The 24309-nt window shown below is 71.4% G+C and carries 12 protein-coding genes, 1 pseudogene and 1 riboswitch; of the genes and pseudogenes, 10 read left to right on the top strand and 3 right to left on the bottom strand.

Features of this window, described 5'->3' with window-relative positions:
- Positions 1-48 precede the first annotated feature (48 nt).
- Together ACFWHU_RS16685 and ACFWHU_RS16680 are read left to right on the top strand one after the other, a co-directional pair.
- Entirely contained in the window at positions 49-11076 is an 11028-nt protein-coding gene (locus tag ACFWHU_RS16685) for an amino acid adenylation domain-containing protein (RefSeq protein WP_387225378.1), read from the top strand.
- Positions 11060-12763, top strand: coding sequence for an ABC transporter ATP-binding protein (locus tag ACFWHU_RS16680; RefSeq protein WP_387225377.1), 1704 nt, complete (start codon positions 11060-11062; stop codon positions 12761-12763). Before ACFWHU_RS16685 ends, ACFWHU_RS16680 begins: the two co-directional genes overlap by 17 nt.
- 64 nt (positions 12764-12827) lie before the next feature.
- Here ACFWHU_RS16680 and ACFWHU_RS16675 read toward each other — a convergent pair whose 3' ends face one another.
- Positions 12828-13937 (bottom strand): alpha/beta hydrolase-fold protein, encoded by a 1110-nt coding sequence (locus ACFWHU_RS16675; protein ID WP_387225376.1) that lies wholly within the window; start codon positions 13935-13937, stop codon positions 12828-12830.
- A 109-nt stretch (positions 13938-14046) separates the two neighbouring features.
- Here ACFWHU_RS16675 and ACFWHU_RS16670 point away from each other — a divergent pair, with 109 nt between their 5' ends.
- The 3 genes and pseudogenes from ACFWHU_RS16670 (at position 14047) to ACFWHU_RS16660 (ending at position 16497) form a co-directional block, all read left to right on the top strand.
- Positions 14047-14259: an MbtH family protein gene (locus ACFWHU_RS16670; protein ID WP_385792609.1), complete on the top strand. Its 213-nt coding sequence runs from the start codon at positions 14047-14049 to the stop codon at positions 14257-14259.
- Between the two features lie 24 nt (positions 14260-14283).
- Positions 14284-15892: pseudogene (locus ACFWHU_RS16665) on the top strand (amidohydrolase).
- 83 nt (positions 15893-15975) lie between these two features.
- Positions 15976-16497, top strand: coding sequence for a GNAT family N-acetyltransferase (locus tag ACFWHU_RS16660; protein WP_387225375.1), 522 nt, complete (start codon positions 15976-15978; stop codon positions 16495-16497).
- A gap of 129 nt (positions 16498-16626) precedes the next feature.
- On the opposite strand, the gene argB is transcribed toward ACFWHU_RS16660, so the two are convergent.
- Positions 16627-17490: an acetylglutamate kinase gene (argB, locus tag ACFWHU_RS16655; protein ID WP_385792606.1), complete on the bottom strand. Its 864-nt coding sequence runs from the start codon at positions 17488-17490 to the stop codon at positions 16627-16629.
- 166 nt (positions 17491-17656) lie between these two features.
- Here argB and ACFWHU_RS16650 point away from each other — a divergent pair, with 166 nt between their 5' ends.
- The gene (locus tag ACFWHU_RS16650) at positions 17657-18094 is read left to right on the top strand and encodes a DUF1801 domain-containing protein (RefSeq protein WP_387225374.1); all 438 of its coding nucleotides are present in this window, start codon (positions 17657-17659) and stop codon (positions 18092-18094) included.
- 21 nt (positions 18095-18115) lie between these two features.
- On the opposite strand, the gene ACFWHU_RS16645 is transcribed toward ACFWHU_RS16650, so the two are convergent.
- Positions 18116-18934, bottom strand: coding sequence for an SAM-dependent methyltransferase (locus ACFWHU_RS16645; RefSeq protein WP_387225373.1), 819 nt, complete (start codon positions 18932-18934; stop codon positions 18116-18118).
- Positions 18935-19437: 503 nt separating this feature from the next.
- Here ACFWHU_RS16645 and ACFWHU_RS16640 point away from each other — a divergent pair.
- The 4 genes from ACFWHU_RS16640 (at position 19438) to metE (ending at position 24219) form a co-directional block, all read left to right on the top strand.
- The gene (locus ACFWHU_RS16640; protein WP_385792603.1) at positions 19438-20049 is read left to right on the top strand and encodes an RNA polymerase sigma factor; all 612 of its coding nucleotides are present in this window, start codon (positions 19438-19440) and stop codon (positions 20047-20049) included.
- A gap of 2 nt (positions 20050-20051) precedes the next feature.
- Entirely contained in the window at positions 20052-20774 is a 723-nt protein-coding gene (locus ACFWHU_RS16635) for a hypothetical protein (protein ID WP_385792602.1), read from the top strand.
- 60 nt (positions 20775-20834) lie between these two features.
- Positions 20835-21401, top strand: a complete 567-nt coding sequence (locus ACFWHU_RS16630; RefSeq protein ID WP_387225372.1) for an exonuclease domain-containing protein — start codon at positions 20835-20837, stop codon at positions 21399-21401.
- Positions 21402-21531: 130 nt separating this feature from the next.
- Positions 21532-21735, top strand: a riboswitch (cobalamin riboswitch).
- Positions 21736-21894: 159 nt separating this feature from the next.
- On the top strand, positions 21895-24219 hold the full coding sequence (gene metE / locus ACFWHU_RS16625) for a 5-methyltetrahydropteroyltriglutamate--homocysteine S-methyltransferase (RefSeq protein WP_387225371.1): 2325 nt from the start codon (positions 21895-21897) through the stop codon (positions 24217-24219).
- The last annotated feature ends 90 nt before the right edge of the window (positions 24220-24309 follow it).

The following is a 24309-nucleotide window of genomic DNA, read 5'->3' as shown; positions in this document are numbered from 1 at the left end:
GTTAGGCTACGCTAACTTTTCATGCCTGGAAGGGATGCTGAGTCTTCGATGTTGGAACCGAGCGCTCGTCTCGTACTGCTTTCTCCCGCGCGTCTGGCCGACGTACGCCGGCGGACCGGCGACTACTCCGACCGGACCATCGCGGGAGCGTGCGCCGTCGGGCTGTCGTACTGGGCGACGGGCCGGAGCCCCGAGGGCATAGACCTCCTCCCCGGCACGCTGTTCGCCGATGTCCTCGGCTGGGTCGACAACGGCGGTGCCGGGCCCGGTGGTTGGCAGACCTGCGCGATCGGGGCGGACGGTTCGGCCGATGGCTCGGACAGCGGTTCGGGCGACGGCTCCGGCGACGGTTCGCACGGCTGGAGCATCGCCGTCCCCGAAGGCGTCGTGCCGACGGACGCACAGCTCGCACTCGACGACCTGGCCGACTTCCCCGACCGGCCGCTCGGCACCATCGCCCCGACCAGCGCGCCGGCGAGGCTCAGGACCCTCACCGAGTGGAACGACAACACGGCCGACCGGGACCGCCCGACCGTCGTGGAGATGTTCCGCGAGCAGGCGCGGACGAGGCCGGACGCCGTCGCCGTCGTGGACGACCACCGATCGCTGACCTACCGTCAGGCGGCCGAGCTCTCCAGCCAGTTGGCGCACCGCCTGGTCGAGCGCGGTCTCACCGCCGAACAGGTCGTCGGCATCTCGCTGGGCCGCTCCGCCGAGATGGTCGTCGGGCTGCTCGCCGTACTCCAGGCGGGCTGTGCGTTCGTGCCGCTCGACCCGCAGTGGCCCGCCGCGCGCCGCGCCGTCGTGGTGGAGGACGCTCGGGTCGTCCTGCAACTCAACGCCTCGGGCGAGCCCGGTCCGGGTGAACCGGACGCCGAGCAAGTCGACCTCGACGACTGGAAGTTCGGCTCCTACGCCGCGGAGGGGACCGGAATATCCGTCCCCGGCGCGGCCCTCGCGTACGTGATCTTCACGTCCGGTTCGACCGGCCGGCCCAAGGGCGCGATGATCCGGCACGAAGCGATCAGCGAGCGCCTGCTGTGGCAGGTGAACGAGATCCTGGGCTTCGGCCACGACGACGCGTCGCTGTTCAAGGCGCCGTTGTCCTTCGACATCTCCATCAACGAGATCTTCCTGCCCCTGGTCTCCGGCGGCCGGCTGGTCGTCCTGCGGCCCGGCGGCGAACGCGACCCGCACCATCTGCTGAGCGTGATCGCCGAACAGCGCGTCACCTTCACCTACCTGGTGTCGTCCATGCTGGACGTCCTGCTGGAGATGGCGGGCGACACCGGGCGCCTCGACAGCCTGCGGCACGTGTGGTGCGGCGGCGAGGTGCTGACCCCGGAGCTGTACGAACGGTTCCGCACCCGGCTCGACATCCCCCTCTACCACGGCTACGGCCCGGCCGAGACGACGATCGGTGTCTCCCACGTCATCTACCGGGGCGAGGCGGAACGTCTGTCGACATCGATCGGCAGGGCCAACCCCAACACCCAGTTGTACGTACTGGACGACGAACTGCGCCCGGTGCCGGTCGGGGTCGGCGGCGAACTGTACGCGGGAGGATTCCTCCTGGGACGCGGGTACGTCAACGCGCCCGGTCTGACGGCGTCCCGGTTCGTGGCGAATCCGTTCGCCGACGACGGGTCGCGGCTCTACCGCACGGGCGACCTCGCCCGGTTCGCCCCGGACGGCTCGCTGGACTTCCTCGGCCGCGCCGACAACCAGATCAAGATCCGCGGCATGCGGCTGGAGATCGAGGACGTCGAGGCCGGCCTCGCGGAACACCCCGGAGTACGGCACACCTGCGTCGTCGCGAAGAAGAACGCGGCGGGCGGCACCTACCTGGTGGGCTATGTGATCCCGGCCGCCGGGAGTGAGGATCTGCGGGCGGACGAGGTCAAGGCGTGGGCCGTCGAGCACATGGTCGAGTACATGGTGCCCGCCCACACCGTCGTACTGACGGAGTTCCCGCTCACCGCGAACGGCAAGGTCGACCGGAACGCGCTGCCGGAACCGGTGATCGGGACGGGAACGGTCCTGCCGCCCGCCACCGACGACGAGCGAGTGGTCTGCGCGGCCGTCGCGGCGCTGCTGCGACTGGACGAGGTCGGTGTCAACCAGGACTTCTTCCAGCTCGGCGGGGACAGCATCCTGGCGATCTCGCTGCTCAGCGCGCTGCGCGAGGCTGGCCTCTACGTCACGGCGCGGCAGATCTTCACCAACAGCAACGTACGGGCGCTGGCGGCGGTGGCGAGCCGTGAGGACGTCACCACCGTGGACCACCGCGACGTGCCGACCGGTTCCGTCGCGGGATCGCCCATCGTGCGGTGGCTCGGAGAGACCACGGACGCGATCGACGGCTTCGTACAGTCCGTGGTGCTGAACACCCCGGCGGAGCTGACCGCCGACGCCCTCGACGCGATCCTCGACGCCGTGGTCGGGCGGCACGACATGCTCCGCGCCAGGCTGGTACGGGGGGACCGCTGGAGCTTCGACATCCCGGAGGCGCCCGCACGGTCGGCGCCGGAGGCGGACCGGTCCGGCGCGGTATGGCAGCAGAGCGACCGGCCACTCGACGAGTGCGTCGCGCTCGCCACCGACACGCTCGACCCCGACAACGGCACGATGCTGCGCGCGGTCTGGCGCCCCGGTGCACGGCAACTGGTCGTGGCCGTCCACCATGTGGTGGTCGACGGCGTGTCCTGGCGGATCCTGATGGAGGACCTGGCCACCGCCTGGGGGCAGTTCACCGCGGGCGCGCCCGTGGAACTGCCCCCGGTGGGGACCTCGTTCCGACGCTGGACGCAGTTGCTGGAGCGCGCGGCGTTCGACGCGGACAGTGCCTACTTCCGGCGTCCCCTGCCGGGAGCCGACGCACCGATCGGCCGGCGCGCTCTCACCGAGGCCGACACCGTCGCGCGGGAGCGGACCCGGACCGTCGCGGCCGGACCCGGGGTCACGGCCGCGCTGCTGGGCGAGATCCCGGCGAAGTTCCACGCGGGCGTCAACGACGTGCTGCTGACCGCGCTCGCCGTCTCCCTCGCCCGGTGGCGCCGCGATCTCGGGCAGGACCAGAGTCACGCGCACATCGAACTCGAAGGACACGGCCGCGAGGGGCGGTTCGTGGCGGGCACCGCCGGCTTCGAGCCGGAACTGTCGCGCACCGTGGGCTGGTTCACCACCCTGTTCCCGGTGAGCGTGGACCCCGGCACGGCGGCCGACCTCACCGCGCCCGGATATCTGGCCGCCGCTCTCAAGGCGGTGAAGGAAGACCTCGCGCGGGTACCGGACAACGGCGTCTCCTACGGCGCCCTGCGGTACCTGGCCGACGCGGAGTTCGACGCGCCCGCACCGCAGGTGCTGTTCAACTACCTGGGGCGCTTCGACGCCGGAGGGTCGGGGGACTGGCAACTCGCCGGTGCCACAGGGCAGTTGGGCGAGAAGCGCGACCCGAGGATGCGTCTGCCGCGCGCCCTGGAGTTCAACGCGATCGCCGAACCCGCCTCGACCGGCGAGTACGAACTGGTCACCACCATCTCCTGGCCCGACGGGATGTTCACCGACGAGGACGTCGCCACCCTCGGCGAGTACTTCCGGGGAGCCCTGGCCGGGCTGGCCGCGCTCGACCAGGGCGGTCACTCACCCAGTGACTTCCCCCTGGTGCCGCTCACACAGGCCGATGTCGACGGCCTGGACGGCCCGGCGCTGCACGACATCCTGCCGCTGACGCCGTTGCAGGAGGGCCTGTACTTCCACTCGGTCTTCGACGACGACTCGGCGGGCAGCTATGTCGAGCAGCAGCTGATCACGCTGGACGGCGAAGTGGACGCCGACCGGCTCGCGGCGGCGGCCACCCGGCTGCTCACACTGTTCCCGAACCTGGCCGCGCGGTTCACCGCGCTCGCCGACGGCCGCGTGGTCTGCGTCCAGGACAGCGGTGCGCAGGCGCCCTTCACCACGCTGGAGCGCCCCGGCATCACCGACGACGAGATCCGTGACCACGCTGAGCGGGATCGCCGCGCCGGATTCGACCTGGCCACCGGACCGCTGATGCGGTACACGCTCGTCCGTGCCGGCGCCGGCCGGAACGTCCTGGTGCAGACCGTGCACCACATCATCGCCGACGGCTGGTCGGTGCCGCCGATGCTCCGCGCCCTGCTGGCCGAGTACCACGCGCCGGGCACCGTGTACCCGCTGGGCGGCTTCTCCGACTATCTGGGCTGGCTCGCCGAACGCGACCAGGACGAGAGTGACCGGGTGTGGCGCGGCGAACTCGCCGAGCTGCCCGGACCGTCGCTGGTCGCCGAGGAGCACACCCCGTCCGACCGGTTCGCCGACACGGCGACGGAGCCCGGTCAGGACGGCGAAGACATCGACGCGGCCGTCCGGGCGGCGGGTATACCGCTGAGCGTGGCGGTGCACAGCGCGTGGGCGGTGACGCTGGGCGGCATCCTGCGCGGCGGGGACGTCGTGTTCGGCTCCACCGTGTCGGGGCGTGACGCGGAGGTGCCCGGCATCGGGGACATGGTCGGACTGTTCATCAACACGATCCCGGTCCGGGCCCGTTGGACGGACACCACCACGGCGCGCGACCTGCTCGCCGCCGTCCGGGAACACCAGAGCGCGGTACTGCCCCACCAGCATGTCTCGCTGGCGAGGATCGGCCGACTGGCGGGCGTCGGCGCCCTGTTCGACACCCTGGTGGTGTTCGACGTCGCGACCGACGTGGACACGCTGCGCGGGCCCGACGACGAGCTGACCATCGCCGACATCGTCAACGAGGGGGCGCCGCACTACCCGTTGACACTGGTGGTGGAGCGCGCGGGCGACGGGCGTCCGCGCTTCAATCTGATCTACGACGGCGAACTGCTGCGGGAGGCGGGCGCCGAGGCGATCCTGCGTACGTTCACCCGGACCCTCACCGGCCTGCTCACCCGGCCGGACGCCCCGGTCGCCGATCTGGCGTCCGAGGCCGGACGGGTTCCCGCGCGGATCACGCCGACGACACTCGGTGGGCTGTTCGACGCCGCCGCGGGCCGCGACCCGGCCGCGACCGCCGTCACCCAGTGCGCTCTCGACGGCGGCACCCGGTCCCTGACCTACGGCGAACTGGCCGACGCCAAGGACGAGTTGGCCGCCGTCCTGCGCGCGGCCGGCGTCCGGCCGGGCAAGCGGGTGGCCGTCGCCGTCCCGCGCTCCGTCGAGCAGGTCGTCGCCCTGGTCGCGGTCGTCACCGCGGGCGGCGCCTACGTACCACTCGACATGGCGTACCCGGACGAACGCCTGGAGTACATCCTCGCCGACGCCGCCCCGCAGGTCGTCCTCGTCGACCGTGACCAGCGCGACCGCTTCACCGGGCTGCTGTCCCGGGCGGGCGTGAACGCCCGCGTACTCGTCCGGGGCGACGAGCCGCCGGCCACCACCTCCGGTCCCGACGCGCCCGCACCCGAGGCCGACTGGCACGAGCCCGCGTACGTGATCTACACGTCGGGATCGACCGGCAGGCCCAAGGGCGTGGTCGTCCCGCACTCCAGCGTGGTGTCGCTCCTCGCGAACACCCGGCCCGACATGGACTTCGGCCCGCGCGACGTGTGGGTGCAGTTCCACTCGTTCTCCTTCGACTTCGCGGTCTGGGAGCTGTGGGGCGCGCTGGCGCACGGCGGTGAGCTGCTCGTGCCGGAGTACGGGCTGACGCGCTCCCCGGTCGACTTCCACCGGCTGGTACGCGAGCGCGGAGTGACCGTCCTCAACCAGACCCCGTCGGCGTTCTACCAGTTCATCGAGGCCGACCGGCACGCAGACCGGCCCGTCACGGCGCTGCGCCGGATCATCTTCGGCGGTGAGGCACTGGATCCCGCGCGGCTGCGCGGCTGGGTCGAGCGCCACGGCACCGGTTCGCCCGAACTGGTCAACATGTACGGCATCACCGAGACCACCGTCCATGTCACGCACCGGGTGCTGACCGACGACGACTTCGGCCCCGGCGACGACGTCAGCCCCATCGGGGGCCCGGTCCCCGGCCTGGCCACCTATCTGCTGGACGACCGGCTCCGACCGGTGCCGCCGGGCCGGGTGGGCGCCATCTACGTCGCGGGCGTCCAGGTGTCGCTCGGCTATCTGGGCAGGCCGGGGCTGACCGCGGGCCGGTTCGTGGCGAACCCGTTCACGGGCGACGGCTCCCGGATGTACCACACCGGTGACCTCGCCCGCCTGACGCTGGACGGCGAGCTGGAGTTCACCGGCCGCGCCGACGACCAGGTGCAGCTCAAGGGCTTCCGTATCGAACTGGGTGAAGTGGAGTCCGCCGTCCGGGAACTCGACGGTGTGGTCGACGTGGCCGTCACCGTGGCGGACAGCGGCGACCACCTCGTCGCGCACGTCGTGGGCCGGGTGCCCGACGACGCCACGGACCTGCTGGCGACGAAGCTGCCCGTGCACATGGTGCCGGGCCGGGTACTGCCGGTCGACGCACTGCCGCTGACGGTCAACGGCAAACTGGACCGCAAGACCCTCATCGAACGCGCCGCGCAGGCACCGGAGTTCACCGATCGCGCCGCACCCGACGACACCCCCGGCGCCGCGAACGAGTCCGCGCTGGCCGCACTGGTCGGCATCTTCGCCGACACACTGCCCGGCGCCGCCACGGTCGACGGCGACACCGACTTCTTCATGGCCGGGGGCGACAGCATCGTCGCCATCACCGTGATCAACCGCGCCAGGGCGCTCGGCCTGCCGATCGCGCCCCGCGACGTATTCCTCTTCAGGACCCCGCACGCCCTCGCCGAACACCTGGCCTCGCGCGCACCCCGGGCCGAGGCTCCCGCGCCCGAGCACCGCGAGGACGGCCCGCTCACACCGACGCCGATCATTCTGCGCCGGCGCGAACTCGGGGGATCGCTTGCCCGGTTCGCCCAGGCCAGGACGCTGGTGGTGGCCGACGGCACGGACTTCGCCGACGTCCGGCGGGCGGCGAACGCCGTCGTGGCCGCGCACCCGGTACTCCGTCTGCGGCTGCGCGTCGAGCACGGCGTATGGGCACTGCGCACCGAACCCGCCCGCGAGATCACCGTCGCCCGGCCGGACACCACCGACGCCACCACGGCGGCGAACGAAGCCGCCGGACGGCTCGACCCCGAGTCCGGGGACGTCATCGCGTTCTCCTGGCTGGAGTCGAGCCGCACCCTGGTCGTCACCGTCCACCACCTCGCCGTCGACGCCGTGTCCTGGCTGGTCATCCTGGACGACCTGGCCACCGCCATGCGCGGGACGGCCCTGGCACCCCCGACCACCTCCTACGCCGAGTACGCCGAAGCACTCGCGGCGGGATCCCCCCGGACGATCGACGGTCTCGGGCACTGGATCACCACACTCCAGGCACCCGCGCTGCTGACCGAGGTCGAGACGCCGCGCGAGACCACCGTCGTACTGGCGCCCGACACGAGCGACCTCGTGACGCGCACCGCGCCCGCCGCCCTCGGCGTGGGTCTCACCGAGCTGCTGTGCGGCGCCCTGCGCACCGCGCTGACACACATTCAGCCCACGCCCACCGATCTCGCGATCGAACTGGAGCGGCACGGCCGGGTCCCCGCCCTCGACCACCACGACTACAGCCGCACGGTCGGCTGGTTCACCTCCATCGCACCCGTACGGCTCACCGCGCACACCGACCCGGTCGCCGCCGCCCGCGAGGTCACCGAACGCCAGCCGGACGAGTGCGGACACGTCGCCTACGGCCAACTCAGGTACCTCGACCCGCAGACGGCCCCGCTCCTGAACGTCCGCCCGCAGGTGCTGTTCAACTACCTCGGCCGGGGCAGCGAATCACAGGCGCTCCACCTCACCGGCGGCGATCAGTGCACCCCGTACGCCGTCGAGGTCAACGCGTGGACCGACGACGCCACCGGAAGCCTGCACGCCGCCTTCACCCTCGCCGAGGGCGTCCCCGACGAGATCACTGAGCACTGGCGGCGCGCGCTGGAGCACATCGCGGACGCCTCCGCGACGGCCGAGCGCACGGCGCCCGTCACTCCGCTCCAGCGGGGACTGTTCTTCCAGGCCCAGATGGCGGGCCGGGCCGGACACTACGTCGCCCAGAGCTACTTCACCTTCGGCCGGCGACTGGACACCGACGCGCTGGCCGAGGCGATGGCGTACGTGATCGCCCGGCACCCGGTCGTGGGCGCCGGCTTCACCACCGACGACGACGGCAACCCGGTCCAGAGCCTCAAGGCGGGCCGGCGGGTCGACGTCCGCACCGTCCGGCTCTCCACCGACGCGGAGATCGACGCCCTGCGCGACGCGGACCGTGACACGGGATTCGACCCGGCCGACCCACCACTGATCCGGTTGACCGTGGTACGGCTGCCCGACGGCCGGGACGGCCTGCTGCTGAGCTACCACCTGCTCCTGTGGGACGGCTGGTCCCGCGAGATCCTGCTGCGGGACCTGTTCGACGCCTACCAGGCCGTCGTCGCGGGCGAGCCGCCGCACCCGTCCCCGGCCACGCCGAGCTTCGAGGACTACGCCCGGATGCTCGCCGCCAAGGACCCCGCCGTATCGGAACGGTTCTGGGCCGAGCACCTGGCCGCTCTCCCCGGCCCGACGCTGCTCGCCGGTCCGGAGCCGTCCTTCTCGGACGACCTGCCGCGCGCGCTCACGCACACGTTCTCCGCCGAACTGTCGGAACGACTGCGGGAATCCGCCAAGAGGCACGGCGTCACGCTGAACTCGGTACTGACCGGCGCGTTCGGTCTGCTCCTCGGCGCGCACACGGGCCGGAGCGACGCCGCGTTCGGCGTGACCGTCTCGGGCCGTGAGGGCGAGGGGCTGTCCGACATCGTCGGCGTACTGCTCAACACCGTGCCCATGTGGACACGGGCACGTCCGGACGACACGGTCGGCGAATACCTCTCGGCCGTACAGGCGGCCAGGGTCGAGGCGATGGAGCACGAGCACCTGGGACTCGGCGAGATCCAGCGGGCCAGCGGGCACGACACCCTGTTCGACAACCTGTTCGTGCTTCAGAACTTCCTGGACATGGACGCGTTCGCCGCGATGAACGCCAGGCACGGCATCGAATCGGTACGGGCCGACGACTCCACGCACTACCCCTTCACCTGGGTCGTCACGCCAGGCGACCGGCTCACCGTCAAGCTGGAGCACCGCGACGGCGACACCGGGAACGCGCGTCGTCTCCTGGACGACTATCTGCGCGTGCTCGACGACCTGGCCCGGTCAACGGGTCCGGTGGGCGCGCTGCGGGGCCTGGGACCGAAGCCCGAGCCCGCCGAGCGAAGCCACGTCGGCACGGACACCGTGGTCGACCGGTTCGACCTGGCGGCGGACAGCGATCCGGAGCGGGTCGCGCTCGTCTCCGACGGCGCCACCATGACCTTCGCGGGGCTCCGGGACCGCAGCCGCGCGGTGGCGGGAGTGCTCGCCCGGCGGGGCATCGGCCCCGAGACGAACGTGGCACTCGCGATCCCGCGCTCGCTCGACTCGATCGTGGCGCTGTTCGCCGTGCTGCGCGTCGGCGCCGCCTACGTGCCACTGGAGTTGGACCACCCGGACGAGCGGATCGCCGCGATCGTCGCGGACGCCCGCCCCGACGTGACCCTCACTGTGAGCGCCGTGTCCCCCCGGCTGACCGGCGATCTGATCGAACTGGACCGGCCCCTGCCCGACGCCCCGCCGTACCGGACGTTCGCGCCGGACGACCCGGACAGGCTGAGGCACCCCGCGTACACGATCTACACCTCGGGCTCGACGGGGAAGCCCAAGGGCGTGGTGACCGAATACGCGGGCCTCACCAACATGCTGATCAACCATCAGCGCCGCATCTTCGAGCCGGTCCTCGCCGAGCACGACCACCGGACCTTCCGGATCGCGCACACCGTGTCGTTCGCGTTCGACATGTCGTGGGAGGAGCTGCTGTGGCTCGCCGACGGCCACGAGGTGCACATCTGCGACGAGGAACTGCGCCGTGACGCGCCCCGTCTGGTCGAGTACTGCCTGGAACACGGGATCGACGTCATCAACGTGACCCCCACCTACGCACAGCAGTTGGTGGCCGAGGGTCTGCTCGACAACCCCGAACGGCGGCCGGCGCTCGTGCTGCTGGGTGGCGAGGCCGTCACGCCGTCGTTGTGGCAGCGACTCGCCGAGACGCGCGGGACGGTCGGCTACAACCTCTACGGACCCACCGAGTACACCATCAACACCCTCGGCGTCGGCACCTTCGAATGCCAGGACCCGGTGGTGGGTGTGGCGATCGACAACACCGAGGTGTACGTCCTGGATCCATGGCTGCGGCCCCTGCCGGACGGAGTCCCCGGTGAGCTGTACGTATCGGGCATCGGCATCGCACGCGGCTACCTGGGGCAGCCCGCCCAGACCGCGCACCGCTTCGTGGCCTGCCCCTTCGGCGCACCCGGCGAGCGCATGTACCGCACCGGGGACCTGGTGTTCCGGCGGCCCGACGGGAACCTGACGTATCTCGGCCGCACCGACCAGCAGGTCAAGATCCGGGGCCACCGGGTCGAACTCGGCGAGGTCGAGGCCGCGTTCGCGGCGCACCCGGCTGTGCGCTTCGTCGCCGCCGTCGCCCAGCCCGACCCCCAGGTCGACGGCGCGTACCGGCTGGCCGCCTATCTTGTACTGGACGGCTCCGACCTGGCGGCGGTCGCCGCCGAAGTGGGCGCCGGACTCCCGGACTTCCTGCGCCCGACGCATTACGCCCAGGTCGACGGCATCCCGCTCACGGTGAACGGGAAGGCTGACACCAAGGCGCTGCCCGAGGCCAAGCCGCTCGGCGCGCTGACCACGGCGGGGGAGCGCGGCCCGGAGACCGAGACCGAGACCGTGGTGTGCGAGTTCTTCGCCGAGGCCCTGGACCTGGACGACGACGAGGTGAGCGCGGTGAGCGACTTCGTGTCCCTCGGAGGGCACTCCATGCTGGCGGTGCGGCTGATCGGGCTGCTCCGCCGCGAGTACGGACCCGTGGTCACGATCCGTGATCTGCTGACCCTGCGAACCCCGGAAGCGATTGCCCGCCACCTTGAAGACAACTCCTGACACCCAGCGGCCCCGCCCCGGGGCCGACATCCTGCGCACCGCGCTGCGCCGCAACGTCGGTGCCATGACCACAGGCACCCTCCTGATGGGGCTCTACCAGGCGGGGGAGACCGCCTTCCCCATCGCGCTAGGCCTGATCGTCGAACACACCATGCAGGACCGGAGCCTCGGCGCGCTCGGCCTGTCGATCGCCGCGCTGGCCGTGATCATCACGACCGTGTCGCTGTCGTGGCGGTTCGGCATGCGCACCCTTCAGAAGGCCAACACGACCGAGGCGCACCGCTGGCGGGTGCGCGTGGCGGCCTGCGGACTCCAGCCGGTGGCCAGGGACGTCGACCTGAAATCCGGCGAGGTGCTGACCATCGCCACCGAGGACGCCGACCAGACCGCCGACATCATCGAGGTGGTGCCCCTGCTGATCAGCTCGCTGGTCGCGGTGCTCGTCGCGGCGATCGCCCTGGGGCTGGCCGACATCCGGCTCGGCCTGCTGGTGATCGCGGGCACCGTCGCGATCCTGTCGATCCTGGCCGTGATGTCCAAGCGGATCGGCGCGAGCACCCGTGAGCAGCAGGCCCGGGTGGCGCGCGCGGGCGCGAAGGTCGCCGACCTGATCACCGGTCTGCGCCCACTGCATGGCTTCGGCGGCAACCAGGCGGCGTTCCTGTCCTACCGGAGGGTCAGCTCGGACGCGAAGCGTCAGTCGATCACCGTCGCCAAGGTGAACGGTGTGTACGCGGGCACCGCGCTGGCCCTCAACGCGGTACTTGCCGCCGCGGTGACCCTCATGGCCGGCTGGCTGGCGTTCGGCGGCCAGATCTCCATCGGCGAACTCGTCATGGCCGTGGGCCTCGCGCAGTTCATCATCGAACCGCTCAAGCTGTTCTCGGAGATGCCGAAGTACGTGATGATCGCGCGCGCGTCGGCCGAGCGGATGGCGCTCGTGCTGTCCGCGCCGCCGGTGACGACCCCGGGCTCGGAGCGCCCGTCCCCGGGCGGGGACCTCGAGGTCGACTGCGTACGGTACGGGACCCTGCGCCAGCTGAAGTTCCAGGTACCGGCGGGCGAGTTCGTGGCGGTCGCCGTCTACCAGCCGCGCGCGGCGGCCGACCTCGCGTCGATCCTGGCCCTCAACGTCCCCCCGGACGCGTACGAGGGAACGGTGCGGGTCGGCGGGCAGGCGGTCACGGATCTGTCGATCGAGGCGGTCCGCGAGCACATGCTGGTGAACCCGTACGACGCGGAGATCTTCGCGGGCACCCTGCGCACGAACATCGACCCCTCGGGCACGAGCGGGATGATTCCCGAGGCCGTCGAGGCGTCCATGCTGACCGATGTCGTGGCACTCCACCGCGACGGACTCGACTACGGCGTCCGCGACCGTGGCGCGAACCTCTCCGGGGGACAGCGCCAACGGCTGTCCCTGGCACGCGCGTTGGCCACCGACAGCGACGTCCTGGTCCTGCACGACCCCACGACGGCCGTCGACGCGGTCACCGAACAGCTCATCGCGCGCAATGTCGCGAAGCTGCGCCGGGGCCGTACCACCGTCGTGATCACCAGCAGTCCGGCGCTTCTGGACGCCGCCGACCGTGTTCTCGTCCTGGACGACGGAGTGATCACCGCCGAGGACACCCACCGCAACCTCCTCGCCACGGACGAGGAGTACTGCCTGGCGGTGACCCGGTGACCCGGTGAGGTGGTGACGCGGCGATCCGGTGACGTTCGCGAACGTCACCGGATCGGACAACGGCTCAGCCGAGTGCCCAGGCGACATCCCTGAGCAGGGCGTGCCGCCATCCCACCCGGTCGTGGCCCGACGGTGACCGCGAGACCCGCACCGTCGCACCGGCCTCCTCGGTGAGGGTCTCGACCGGCTCGCAGTGGGGCAGCATCCGCGTCTCGTGTTCCCCCACGTCGAACGCGACCCGCAGCCCCGGCAGTTCGGGCCGGTGGGCTCGCAGTCGCGCGGCGACGGTGCCACCGGCCGGGCCGCCCAGGGGGTCCGCCAGGGCCGTGGCGTCGGGCGTCCACCAGAACGACCCCGACTGGCAGGCGACGCGGGAGACCAGATCGGGGAACTCCAGCGCCGCGTACAGCGCGCTGAGCCCGCCGAGGCTCTGTCCGGCGACCACCAGCCGGTCCAGGTCGGCCGGCACGCCGGACTGCGCCACCAGCGGCAGTAGTTCGTCCCGGACGGCCTCCCACAGCTCCGGCCGGCACCCGAGCTCGGCCTCCCTGTCCTTGGCCGGCAGGAAGACGAGAGTGACGGGGGGCATCTCCCCACCGGCCACGGCCGAGTCGAACGCGGTCATGGCGGGGTGAAGATACAGCCAGTCGTCACCGTCGAGCAGCAGGACCACCGGTCCGCCACCGCCCGCGGGGTGGACGCGCACGGTGCGCCGCCCGCCGAGCCGTTCGCTGTTCCAGCGGAGCCTGATGCCGGGGAGGGGCAGTACGACATCGCCGCCGGCGCCGAACGTCGGCCAGTGCGGCTGCGCCGGGAGGTCCGGGGTCGCGGCGACGGACCGGTCGGCGCCGGTGCCCGCCGGGTTGAACGGGTCGGCCAACGCGGCGTCACCCGCGAGGAGTTGGTAGGTCACCCGCAGCTGCGCGGGCACGGGCACCTCGGCGTACCAGCAGTCCGTCTCGCGCCACCGGCGCAGGGGAACCGGCTCCGACCAGCTCTCGAAGACGATGCTCGCCGGAGATCCGCGCCACAGGAACAAGGCCGACCGGCCGCCGTCGTCGTCCGCCGGTGTCCACGCGGGAGTACGCGCCGCCGCCCAGAACTCGTCGCTGCCGGGCTCGCCGGGCAGTCCGAAAGCGGCGAAGGCGCTCTCCTCGTCGGCCGCGAGGCGCATGAACGTCTCCTTGTGAGAGGGAAGGGGAAACGTTAGGCTCCCCTGTGATTAGGCGAGCCTAACCTAACGTTAGTCTCTCCTTCTGTTGGACCTTAGGAGGAACTGACACATGAGCACCAACCCCTTCGACGACCCCGAAGGCCGTTTCCTGGTCCTGGAGAACGACGAGGGGCAGCACTCGCTCTGGCCGTCTTTCGCCGAGGTGCCCGGAGGGTGGACGATCGTCCTCGACGAGAACACGCGTGACAGGTGCCTCGACTTCATCGAGGCCCGCTGGACCGATCTGCGTCCCCGGTCCCTCGCGGCGTCCACGGACGGCTGACCCTCCCGAGACCGGCAGGCCCTGATGCTCCGCACCAGACTGACGAACGCCCGCTTCCTCACCATGGATCCGGACCACCCCGTCGCCCACGACCTGGGCATCTGGCGGGGCCGGATCGTGGGCCTGGACGACGCCGTCACCTCCCTGCCCGCACATGAGGTGATCGACCTCCAGGGCGCCACCGTGCTGCCCGGATTCATCGACTCCCATGTGCACCTGGCCTGGGCGGGGCTCAAGGCCAACACCTCGAGCATCGCGGGTCTCACGCGGATCGACGACGTACTCGCCGCCGTGGCGGAAGCCGTCGTCCGGAAGGGCTCGCCCGGCGCCTGGGTGAGCATCGCCGGCTACGACCAGCGGGCCCTGGGCCGTCATCTGACGGCCGCCGAACTGGACTTGGTCAGCCACGGGCACAAGATCTTCCTGCTGCACGACTCCGGGCACGGCTGCGTCGTCAACTCCGCGGTTCTCGATCTTCTCCCCGCCGATCTCCCGCACGAGGGACGGCTTCCTCGCCGAGGGCGCCATGGGCGCCGCCCGCGCCCTGCGCCTGCCCCACTCCCAGCGGGAGTTGGCCGACGCGATCGGGCGCGCCGCCCGGACCTGTCTGACCGAGGGGATCACCGCCTGCGCCGAGGCGGGCATCGGCGGCACCCTCTTCGGCCACAGCCCTGTCGAGCTGGGCGCCTACCAACTCGCCCGCGAAGAGGGCTTGTTGCCGATACGCGTACAGCTCATGGTGGCCGCGGACCGGCTGCGACCTGCCACCGCGCACGAGAGCGACGGCATTCCCCGGGCACTCGACCTCGGCCTGCGCACCGGCTTCGGCGACGACCGCCTCTGCGTGGGCGCGCTGAAGATCTACACGGACGGCGGGATGATGGCCCGGACCGCCGCGCTCAGCGGTCCGTACGAAGGGCTCGACCACGCGGGCCAGTTGCAGGACGATCCGGACGCTCTCGCCTCGACGATCGTGGACGGCCATCTCGCCGGGTGGCAGCTCGCCGTCCACGCGATCGGCGACCGCGCGGCCGATCTCGCCCTGGACGCCCTGGAGCGGGCCCAGCGGCTCAGTCCGCGCCCCGGCGCCCGGCACCGTATCGAACACGCCGGACTGATCCGCCCCGACCAGCTCCCGCGCTTCGCGCGGCTCGGCGTCAGCGCCGTCGTCCAGCCCAATTTCCTGCGCTACTTCGGCGACGACTACGCGGCGATCATGGGCGAGACGCGGGCCCCGTGGCTCTACCGAGGCAGGGCTTTCCTGGACCACGGCGTTCCCCTCGTCGGCAGCTCCGACCGGCCCGTCACGGACGGATCCCCGTTGCGGGCCGTCCAGTTCATGGTCGAGCGCACCTCCGTGTCCGGCGGGGTGATCGGCCCCGACGAGGGCATCACGGTCGACGAGGCGCTGCGCGCCTACACGGTCGCGGGCGCCTACGCCTGCCGCTGGGAGGACGATCTGGGAAGCCTTACCCCCGGCAAGCTGGCCGACCTGGTCGTGCTCGGGGACGACCCCCGGCGGGTCGACGCGTCGCGCATCGGAGACATCGAAGTGGTGGCGACATTCGTCGACGGCCGCGAGACGGAGAAGACGGCATCGGACTCGCCCTTCCAGCGCTGGACTCACAATTAAGGTAAGGCTAACCTTACTTCGTTTGTTGGTCGGAGTGACGGCGACCAGCCGTTCTCCGAACGTGGAACCGAGGAAGGAAAGCCTTGATCACGGCTACGCCGCCCCCCGCCCCGCTGCCGCACGCGCTCCTCGCGCCGGCGCCCTCCGTACGCCCCGCCCGCAGGCAGGACGCCGCCGCCCTCGCCGAACTGTCCCAACCCTTCGTGCGCTCCGGGGCGTTGCGTGAGCGGCCCGCCTCGCTGTACGCCACCCAGGCCGCCGACTTCCTTGTGTCGCAGGGCCCCGGAGGCCGTCTGGAGGGCTGCGTGGGACTGCGCGTGCACCCGGCCGGCCCGGGGGAGGGGCGCGGCCCCGTCGGCGTTCTGTACAACTTCTGTGTGGCCGGGCAGAAGCAGGGGCACGGCGTGGGGGCCGGGCTCCTGCGCGCCGTACTTGCGGTGGCCCGCGCGCAGTCCCTCGGTGCCCTGTTCACGGCGACGACCGGCGGTGGCGGCCTGTTCCTGCGGTACGGGTTCGCGCCCACGACCGCGCGTGTGGCGCCCCAGTCCTGGGCGGCGACCCTGGATCCCCGGCGTGGGGCGCGGATCCTCGCGAGGGTCCTGTGACTGCCGGCGGCCCGCGCGTGCGACCGGGCGCGGTCGTCCTCGCCGTGGGAAGGATCTGAAGGTCGTATCGACGGCCGAACTCCCCGGCCCGCCCGGCCAGTGGGCCTGGCGGGCCGGGGAGTTCGGCCGTCAGACGGCGGTTCTGTCGTGGTCCGGGCTGTTGTCGGGAACCACGGTGGTGCCGGGGCCGGTCTCGTCCAGGACGCCTCGCAGCACCGCGTGCGGCACACGGCCGTCGAGCACGTGTGCGCGGCGAACGCCGCCGCGGACGGCCCGCAGGCAGCCCTCCATCTTCGGCAGCATCCCGCTCGCCAGCCCCGGCAGCAGCCCGTCCAGCGCGTCGGCCGTCAGGCGCTCGATCACCTCGGTGCTGTGCGGCCAGTTCGCGTACAGCCCCTCCACATCGGTCAGTACCACCAGCCGCTCGGCGCCGAGGGCCACGGCCAGGGCCGACGCCGCGAGATCGGCGTTGACGTTGTAGACCTGTCCGTCCACGCCGCGCGCCACGGGGGAGACGACCGGGATGTGGCCCTGGTCCAGGAGTGTGCGGACCATGTCCGGGTTCACTTCGACGATGTCGCCGACGAGGCCGATGTCCACCTGCCGGCTGTCCACCCAGGCGGACCGCCGTACGGCCGTCATCGTGTGCGCGTCCTCGCCCGTCATACCGACGGCGAAGGGCCCGTGGGCGTTGATGTGGCCGACCAACTCCCGCTGGACCCGCCCGCTCAGCACCATGCGCACGACTTCCATGGTCTCCGGTGTGGTCACCCGCAGACCTGCCTCGAACCGGGTCTCCAGGCCGAGGCGGTCGAGCATCGCGCTGATCTGCGGCCCGCCCCCGTGTACGACGACCGGGCGCAGGCCGGCGTGCCACAACTCCACGACGTCCCGGGCGAATGTCCGCCGCAGGTCGGCGTCCACCATGGCATTGCCGCCGAACTTGACGACGACGGTGCTGCCTCTTGCGGGCGTCGCGGTCCGTTCGGTCATGGTCTCCGTCTCTCGTGGTGTCCGTGGCGACGCATTGTTAGCTTAGCCTAACCTAAATGAGAAACGCCGTTGGTCGAACCGGTCACGAATGAAGAAGCGTCAGGTCTCCCGGCACGGTTAGCGTCAGAGGCACTTCACACCGATCACGACCGGGAGAGTGACAGCGATGAGCCCCAGCACCGGCTTCTCCGAGCAGGAACGTGCCGCCATCAAGGCGCGCGCCGCGGAGCTGAAGAAGGAGACGACCCGTGGCCGGGGCAACAAGGCGGCCGCCGAGGAACTCGACGTGCTGTCGAAGATCGCGGACATGGAGGCGTCGGACCGCGCGGTGGCCGAACGTATCCACGCCGTCGTCACCGCCAACGCCCCCGAACTGGCGCCGAAGCTCTGGTACGGCCAGCCGGCCTACGCCAGGAAGGGGAAGGTGGTGTGTTTCTTCCGCAGCGGGCACGTCGACAAGGAGCGTTACTCGACCTTCGGCTTCACCACCGAGGCGAACCTCGACGACGACAGCGGTCTGTGGCCCACGTCCTTCGCCGTGACCGAGTTGAGCGAGAAAACCGAAGCCACCATCGCCGCCCTCGTGAAGAAGGCCGTCGGCTGACGGCGTGCGGGAGCCCTCGGATCAGGGCTTGCGGGCGATTCCCGCATAGCAGGCGGCTTCCGCGTCCGTGACGTTCTCGGCCTGGTCCCCCTCGGTCGGGCGCCAGCGCTGGGTGGGGACGACGCCGGGGGCCAGGAGTTCCCAGCCGTCGAAGAGGCGGGCTATCTCGGCGTGGGGGCGCGCCTGGCCGGGGGTGCCGGCGGCGCGGTAGGCGCCGGTGAGCCGGGCGATTCCCTCGGGGTCGAAGTCGGGGGTGACATGGGTGATGGTGAGGGTGCTGCCCGAGGGGAGTGCCGCTTTGAGATGTTCGACGATGCCGTGCGCGCCGCCCTCGACACGGTCGTCGGTGACGAAGTGGAGAAGGGCGTTGAGGCTCAGCGCGATGGGCCGCTCGAAGTCGAGCGTGGCGGCTATCTCCGGTGTCGCCAGCAGCGCGGCAGGGTCGGTGACGTCGGCGTGCGCGTACGAGGTGTGGCCCTCGGAGTGGCTGTGGAGCAGGGCCCGCGCATGGGCCAGGACGATCGGATCGTTGTCCGTGTAGACCACGCGCGCCGCGGGGGTGACCTCCTGGGCGACCTCATGGAGGTTGGGGGAGGTGGGGATGCCCGTGCCGATGTCGAAGAACTGGGTCATGCCCTCCTGGGCGAGGAACCGCGTCGCGCGCCGCATGAAGCGCCGGTTGATGCGCGCGGTGGCCAGGAGGGAGGGGAAGGCGGCCAGGGCTTTGCCAGCCGCTTCCCGGTCGGCGGGGAAGTTCGTCGTGCCGCCGAGGTAGTAGTCGTACATCCGAGCCGAATGCGCCTGATCCAGCTTCAGGTCCACCGTGCCGTTCTCCGTCATGCCACGCCCCCAGGGGTTGTCCGGTGTCCGCGGCCCGGGTACGCGCCGCGCCGACGCCCCCTCCGCCACCGGGGTTCACTTCCCGTCGTCCGCACGGGACAACCGTGGGAGCGGGGGCGTTCCGCCGGGGCCATGGCGGCCCGTTCGGACGAACGGGAACACGTTTCCGAAACCGCCACCCGAACGTCTAAGTAGTCATACTATTACCGTCGGCGAAGATAATTGACCGAAGGTTTGCACAAGGAGCCCGTTCATCCGGTTGGCTGTCGAGTGAGACATCCCGTCTCCACCGACATCCCCTCCACCGTGGAGCGGCACGGTGCCCCAGCCCCCCCAAGGACATGCGTGGAACTCGATCGGGAAGCCCAGGCGATTCGCCTCCCGGCAACCGAAGTACGCGCCGGGGCACGCCACCTCCGCAGTCCGCAGTACGCCCCCCACACACCGTCGGGCGCCGCCCTGACGCCGGACGCGCCGACCCCCGCGTCCGAGAGCGGAACGTGATGGCCGCACCAACCCCCAAGACACGGGGCGCCAACGCCCCGAGCCCCAGAGACGCCCCCGGCGAGGACTCCCGACAGGGACGGCTGGGACTGACCTTCGACGCCTTCCACGACTACCACCGCGAGTTATGGATGCGCTACGCCCACACCCAGGTCGGCGGGCGGCCCGCGGCCGAGACCGTCGTGGACAACGCCTGCGCACACCTGAAGCGCGACTGGAAACACGCCCTCGCCCAGGAGTCGGTCTCCCGGTACGCCTGGTCGCTGCTGAAGGAAGAGACCCACCGCTGGCTCGGCGAACGCGGACTTCAGCCGCTCCTGGTCGGCACCGCCGCCTTCCACGCGGCCATCGCGAAACTCCTCCGGCACGACACCCGTGACGAGTTCACCGTCCTGGAAGACGAACTCGGCCTGTACGGCGCCATCGCGGAACTCCCGGAGCGTCAGTACGACGTCATTGTCCTGCGGTTCGTCCTCGGCGAGGACGAGGAGAATGTCGCGGAGTACCTCGGCATCGAGCTCGCCACCGTACGATCCCAGGCACAGCACGCCCGCCGCCGCCTGGCACGCGAACTCAGCCTGGCCATCGAACCGACCGAGACGGAAGGGTAGACGTGCGCACCAACGACCACGCCTCCATCGGCGCCCTGCTGGACCAGGCAGAGGTCCTCGTCGACACCTACACCGACTACGACACCGAAGCCGCCCGGCAACGGGTCGACGCCAAGGCCGCCCGCGTACATCCCGACTCCGCCACCGGCGCGCCGCGCACTCCCGCCGCGCACGAGCAGGCGGCCCGCGATCTCGACCTCGCGGTCGCCCTCATCGTCGACACCCCACAGGCGGCAACGGCCCTGGCACGTCTGGCCGATGACGACCGGCCGGACCCCGAGGGCGCGGTCGTCTTCGGCGCGCTGCTCCACCTGGCGCGCGATCACGACGCGGCCCAGTTCTGGTGGCAGTTCGCCGCGGGTGGCGGCAACCGCACCGCCGCCTTCTGCCTCTACCTCGCCCACGGTCGGCGTGCCGAGTTCAGCGACGCCCGGCACTGGCGCGCGGAGGCCCGCAGACTGACGGCCCCGGACAGCGCACAACCGGCCCCGGCCGCACGCCCGCTGCTGCCGGAGAGCATCCGCCACCAGCTGCTGACCCAGTGCCGCTCCGGCAGCCGCCCCACGCTTCCGGCCCGTCTGGAAGCGGTCATCAACCGCCTTCCCGTCGACCCGGACCACGACTTCGGTACGATCCCGCGCCCCGTCCCCACCCTGACGCGCGACCTTCCCCACAGCCACCAAGTCGCCCCGTGCGGCGGGGCGTCCGGGGGAGACGACGCGTAGTCGGCCCGACGCCGTTAATCCGGATGACTCGGGACGGTGGTCGTTCCTACCCTGACCCCCATGGACATCGAGGGGCACCTGCTGAACGTGGTCGATGTCGAGGCGACCTGCTGGGAGGGAGAGCCGCCACTCGGGCAGGTGAGCGAGATCATCGAGATCGGGCTGACGGTCGTCGACCTGCGCGCGGGCGAGCGCCTCGCCAAGCACCGGCTGCTGGTACGCCCGGCCCGGTCCGAGGTGAGCCCGTTCTGTACGGAGCTGACGGGGCTGACACCCGCCGAGGTGGCCGGGGGGCTGCCCTTCGCCGAAGCCTGCCGGGTACTGGCGAGCCACCACCGCGCGGGCCGGCTTCCCTGGGCCAGCTGGGGCGACTACGACCGTAACCAGTTCACCCGCCAGTGCCGGCGGACGGGTACGGAGTACCCCTTCGGCCACCGGCACACCAACGCGAAGGTCGCCTTCACCGCCTCCTACGGCCTGCGGCGCCGCCCGGGAATGGCCCAGGCACTGAGGGTGGCCGGCCTCCCGCTGGAGGGCCGCCACCACCGGGGCGACGACGACGCGTGGAACATCGCCGCCCTGGTCGTGCGACTGGCGGGCCGCGGAGACTGGCCCGCCGCGTCCTGAGCGGCACCGGGAATCGCGACGGCGTCGCGCCGGCACGCGCCCGCGTTCCGGCTCGTCCATTTCACCGTCCGCGATGTGGTCAACACGTGTGCGCCCGCCACTGGGCCCTCTAGGCTGGTCGGTGCAGCTGGTTCGTTCCTGTCCGCCAGGCAGGTGCGTCGTAAGAGGGAACCCGGTGGGAATCCGGGACTGCCCCGCAGCGGTGAGTGGGAACGACCGCCGTCATACGCACTGGGCCCGGACGGGTCTGGGAAGCGACGGCCAGTAGGTGTCTCGTGACCGATACGAGACGGGCCCACGAGTCCGAAGACCTGCCCGTTGCCCGTGCGTGAACGATCGCGCGCGGTTGTTCCGGTGACCTCGTGGGCGGGTCGGCGTACATATCGAGCGGCAGTCGCGCGCAACGCGCGACGTGGTCCGCACGGTCGGTCGTCCCTTCGCGCCCGCGTCCCGTCCCCGGGACTCAAGGACACATCTCGCGAAGGAGAGTTCCGTGACAGCGCAGTCCGCAGCCGCGGCAGCACGGGCCACCGTGTACGGCTACCCCCGCCAGGGACAGAACCGGGAACTGAAGAAGGCCGTCGAGGGCTACTGGAAGGGCCGCGTCGACGCCGACGCCCTCCGGAAGACCGCCGAGGATCTTCGCCGTTCGAACTGGCGGCAGTTGGCCGACGCCGGCATCCATGAAGTGCCCTCCGGCGACTTCTCCTACTACGACCACGTCCTAGACACCAGCGTCATGGTCGGCGCCGTCCCCGCGCGGCACCGCGCGGCGGTCGCCGCCGACTCACTGGACGGCTACTTCGCGATGGCGCGGGGCACCCAGGACGTCGCGCCGCTGGAGATGACGAAGTGGTTCGACACCAACTACCACTACCTGGTGCCCGAGCTCGGCCCGGACACCGACTTCTCCGCGGACCCGACCAAGCAGGTCGCCGAGTTCAGGGAAGCCCTCGCGCTCGGCCTCACCGCCCGTCCGGTCCTGGTCGGGCCCATCACCTATCTCCTGCTCGCCAAGCCCGCCCCGGGCGTGGCCGCCGACTTCGAGCCGCTGACACTGCTCGACCGGCTCCTTCCCGTGTACGCCGAGATCCTGGCCGACCTGCGCGCGGCCGGCGCCGACTGGGTGCAGCTGGACGAGCCCTCGCTCGTGCAGGACCGCACCCCGGCCGAGCTGAACGCCGCCGCCCGCGCCTACCGCGACCTGGGCGGTGCGACCGACCGGCCCAAGCTGCTCGTCGCCTCCTACTTCGGGCGGCTCGGGGACGCGCTGCCCGTGCTCGCCAAGGCCCCGATCGACGGGCTCGCGCTCGACTTCACCGAATCGGCCGCCACCAACCTCGACGCACTCGCCGCCGTGGGCGGGCTTCCCGGCAAGCGCCTGGTAGCGGGCGTCGTCAACGGACGCAACATCTGGATCAACGACTACGAGAAGTCCCTCGCCACACTGGGCACGCTCTTCGGCCTCGCCGACCGCGTCGACGTCTCCGCCTCCTGCTCCCTGCTGCACGTCCCCCTCGACGCCGGCGCCGAACGCGACATCGACCCCGAGATCACCCGCTGGCTCGCCTTCGCCCGGCAGAAGACGGAGGAGATCGCGGTACTGGCGCGCGGACTCGGGCAGGGCACCTACTCCATCACGGCCGAACTCATCACCAACCGCGCGGCCCTCGCCTCCCGGGCCGGCTCCGCGCTCACCCGCGACCCGGCCGTGCGCGCCCGCACCGCCGCCGTCACCGACGCGGACGCACGGCGCTCCCAGCCGTACACCGAACGCACCACGGCGCAGCGGGCGCGCCTCGGCCTTCCGCCGCTGCCGACGACCACCATCGGCTCCTTCCCGCAGACCGCCGAACTGCGCACCGCACGGGCCGACTTGCGCGCCGGGCGGATCGACACCGCCGGATACGAGGAGCGGATCAAGGAAGAGATCCGGGAGGTCCTGTCCTTCCAGGAGAAGGCCGGGCTCGACGTCCTGGTGCACGGTGAGCCCGAACGCAACGACATGGTGCAGTACTTCGCCGAGCAGCTGACCGGTTACGTCGCCACGAACCACGGTTGGGTGCAGTCGTACGGCACCCGTTACGTACGCCCGCCGGTCCTCGCCGGGGACATCTCCCGGCCCGAGCCGATGACGGTGCGCTGGACCTCGTACGCGCAGTCGCTCACCGGCCGTCCGGTGAAGGGCATGCTCACCGGGCCCGTCACCATGCTCGCCTGGTCCTTCGTCCGCGACGACCAGCCGCTCGGGGACACCGCCCGCCAGGTCGCACTCGCCCTGCGCGACGAGGTCAACGACCTGGAGGCGGCGGGCACCTCGGTCATCCAGGTCGACGAACCCGCTCTGCGCGAGACACTGCCCCCGCGCTCCGCCGATCACGCCGACTACCTGGCGTGGGCGACGGAGTCCTTCCGCCTCACCACCGGCGGGGTACGCCCGGACACCCAGATCCACACCCATATGTGCTACGCCGAATTCGGCGACATCGTCCAGGCCATCGACGACCTCGACGCCGACGTCATCAGTCTGGAGGCCGCCCGCTCCCACATGCAGGTCGCCGGCGAACTCGCCGCGCACGGCTATCCGCGAGAGGCCGGACCCGGTGTCTACGACATCCATTCCCCGCGCGTCCCGAGCACCGAAGAAGCGACAGCCCTTCTCCGTAAGGGACTTGAGGCCATCCCGGCCGAACGTCTCTGGGTGAACCCGGACTGCGGCCTGAAGACCCGCGGCTGGCCCGAGACCAGGGCCTCACTGGAGAACATGGTCGCCGCCGCCCGCGAGGTCCGCTCGCGACTGGCCACCGACGGCTCCTGACCCTGGGGCGGGGCGGGGGGGGCCACGCACCGGCCGCCCCCGCCCCCCCCCGGGGGCGGGGGCGCCCCGCAATTGGGCGCCGGGGGACAC

It is taken from the genome of Streptomyces sp. NPDC060366, assembly GCF_042725135.1.
GTDB lineage: Bacteria > Actinomycetota > Actinomycetes > Streptomycetales > Streptomycetaceae > Streptomyces.
Note: the sequence above shows the minus strand (reverse complement) of the source record. Positions and strands in the feature narration are given on the sequence as shown.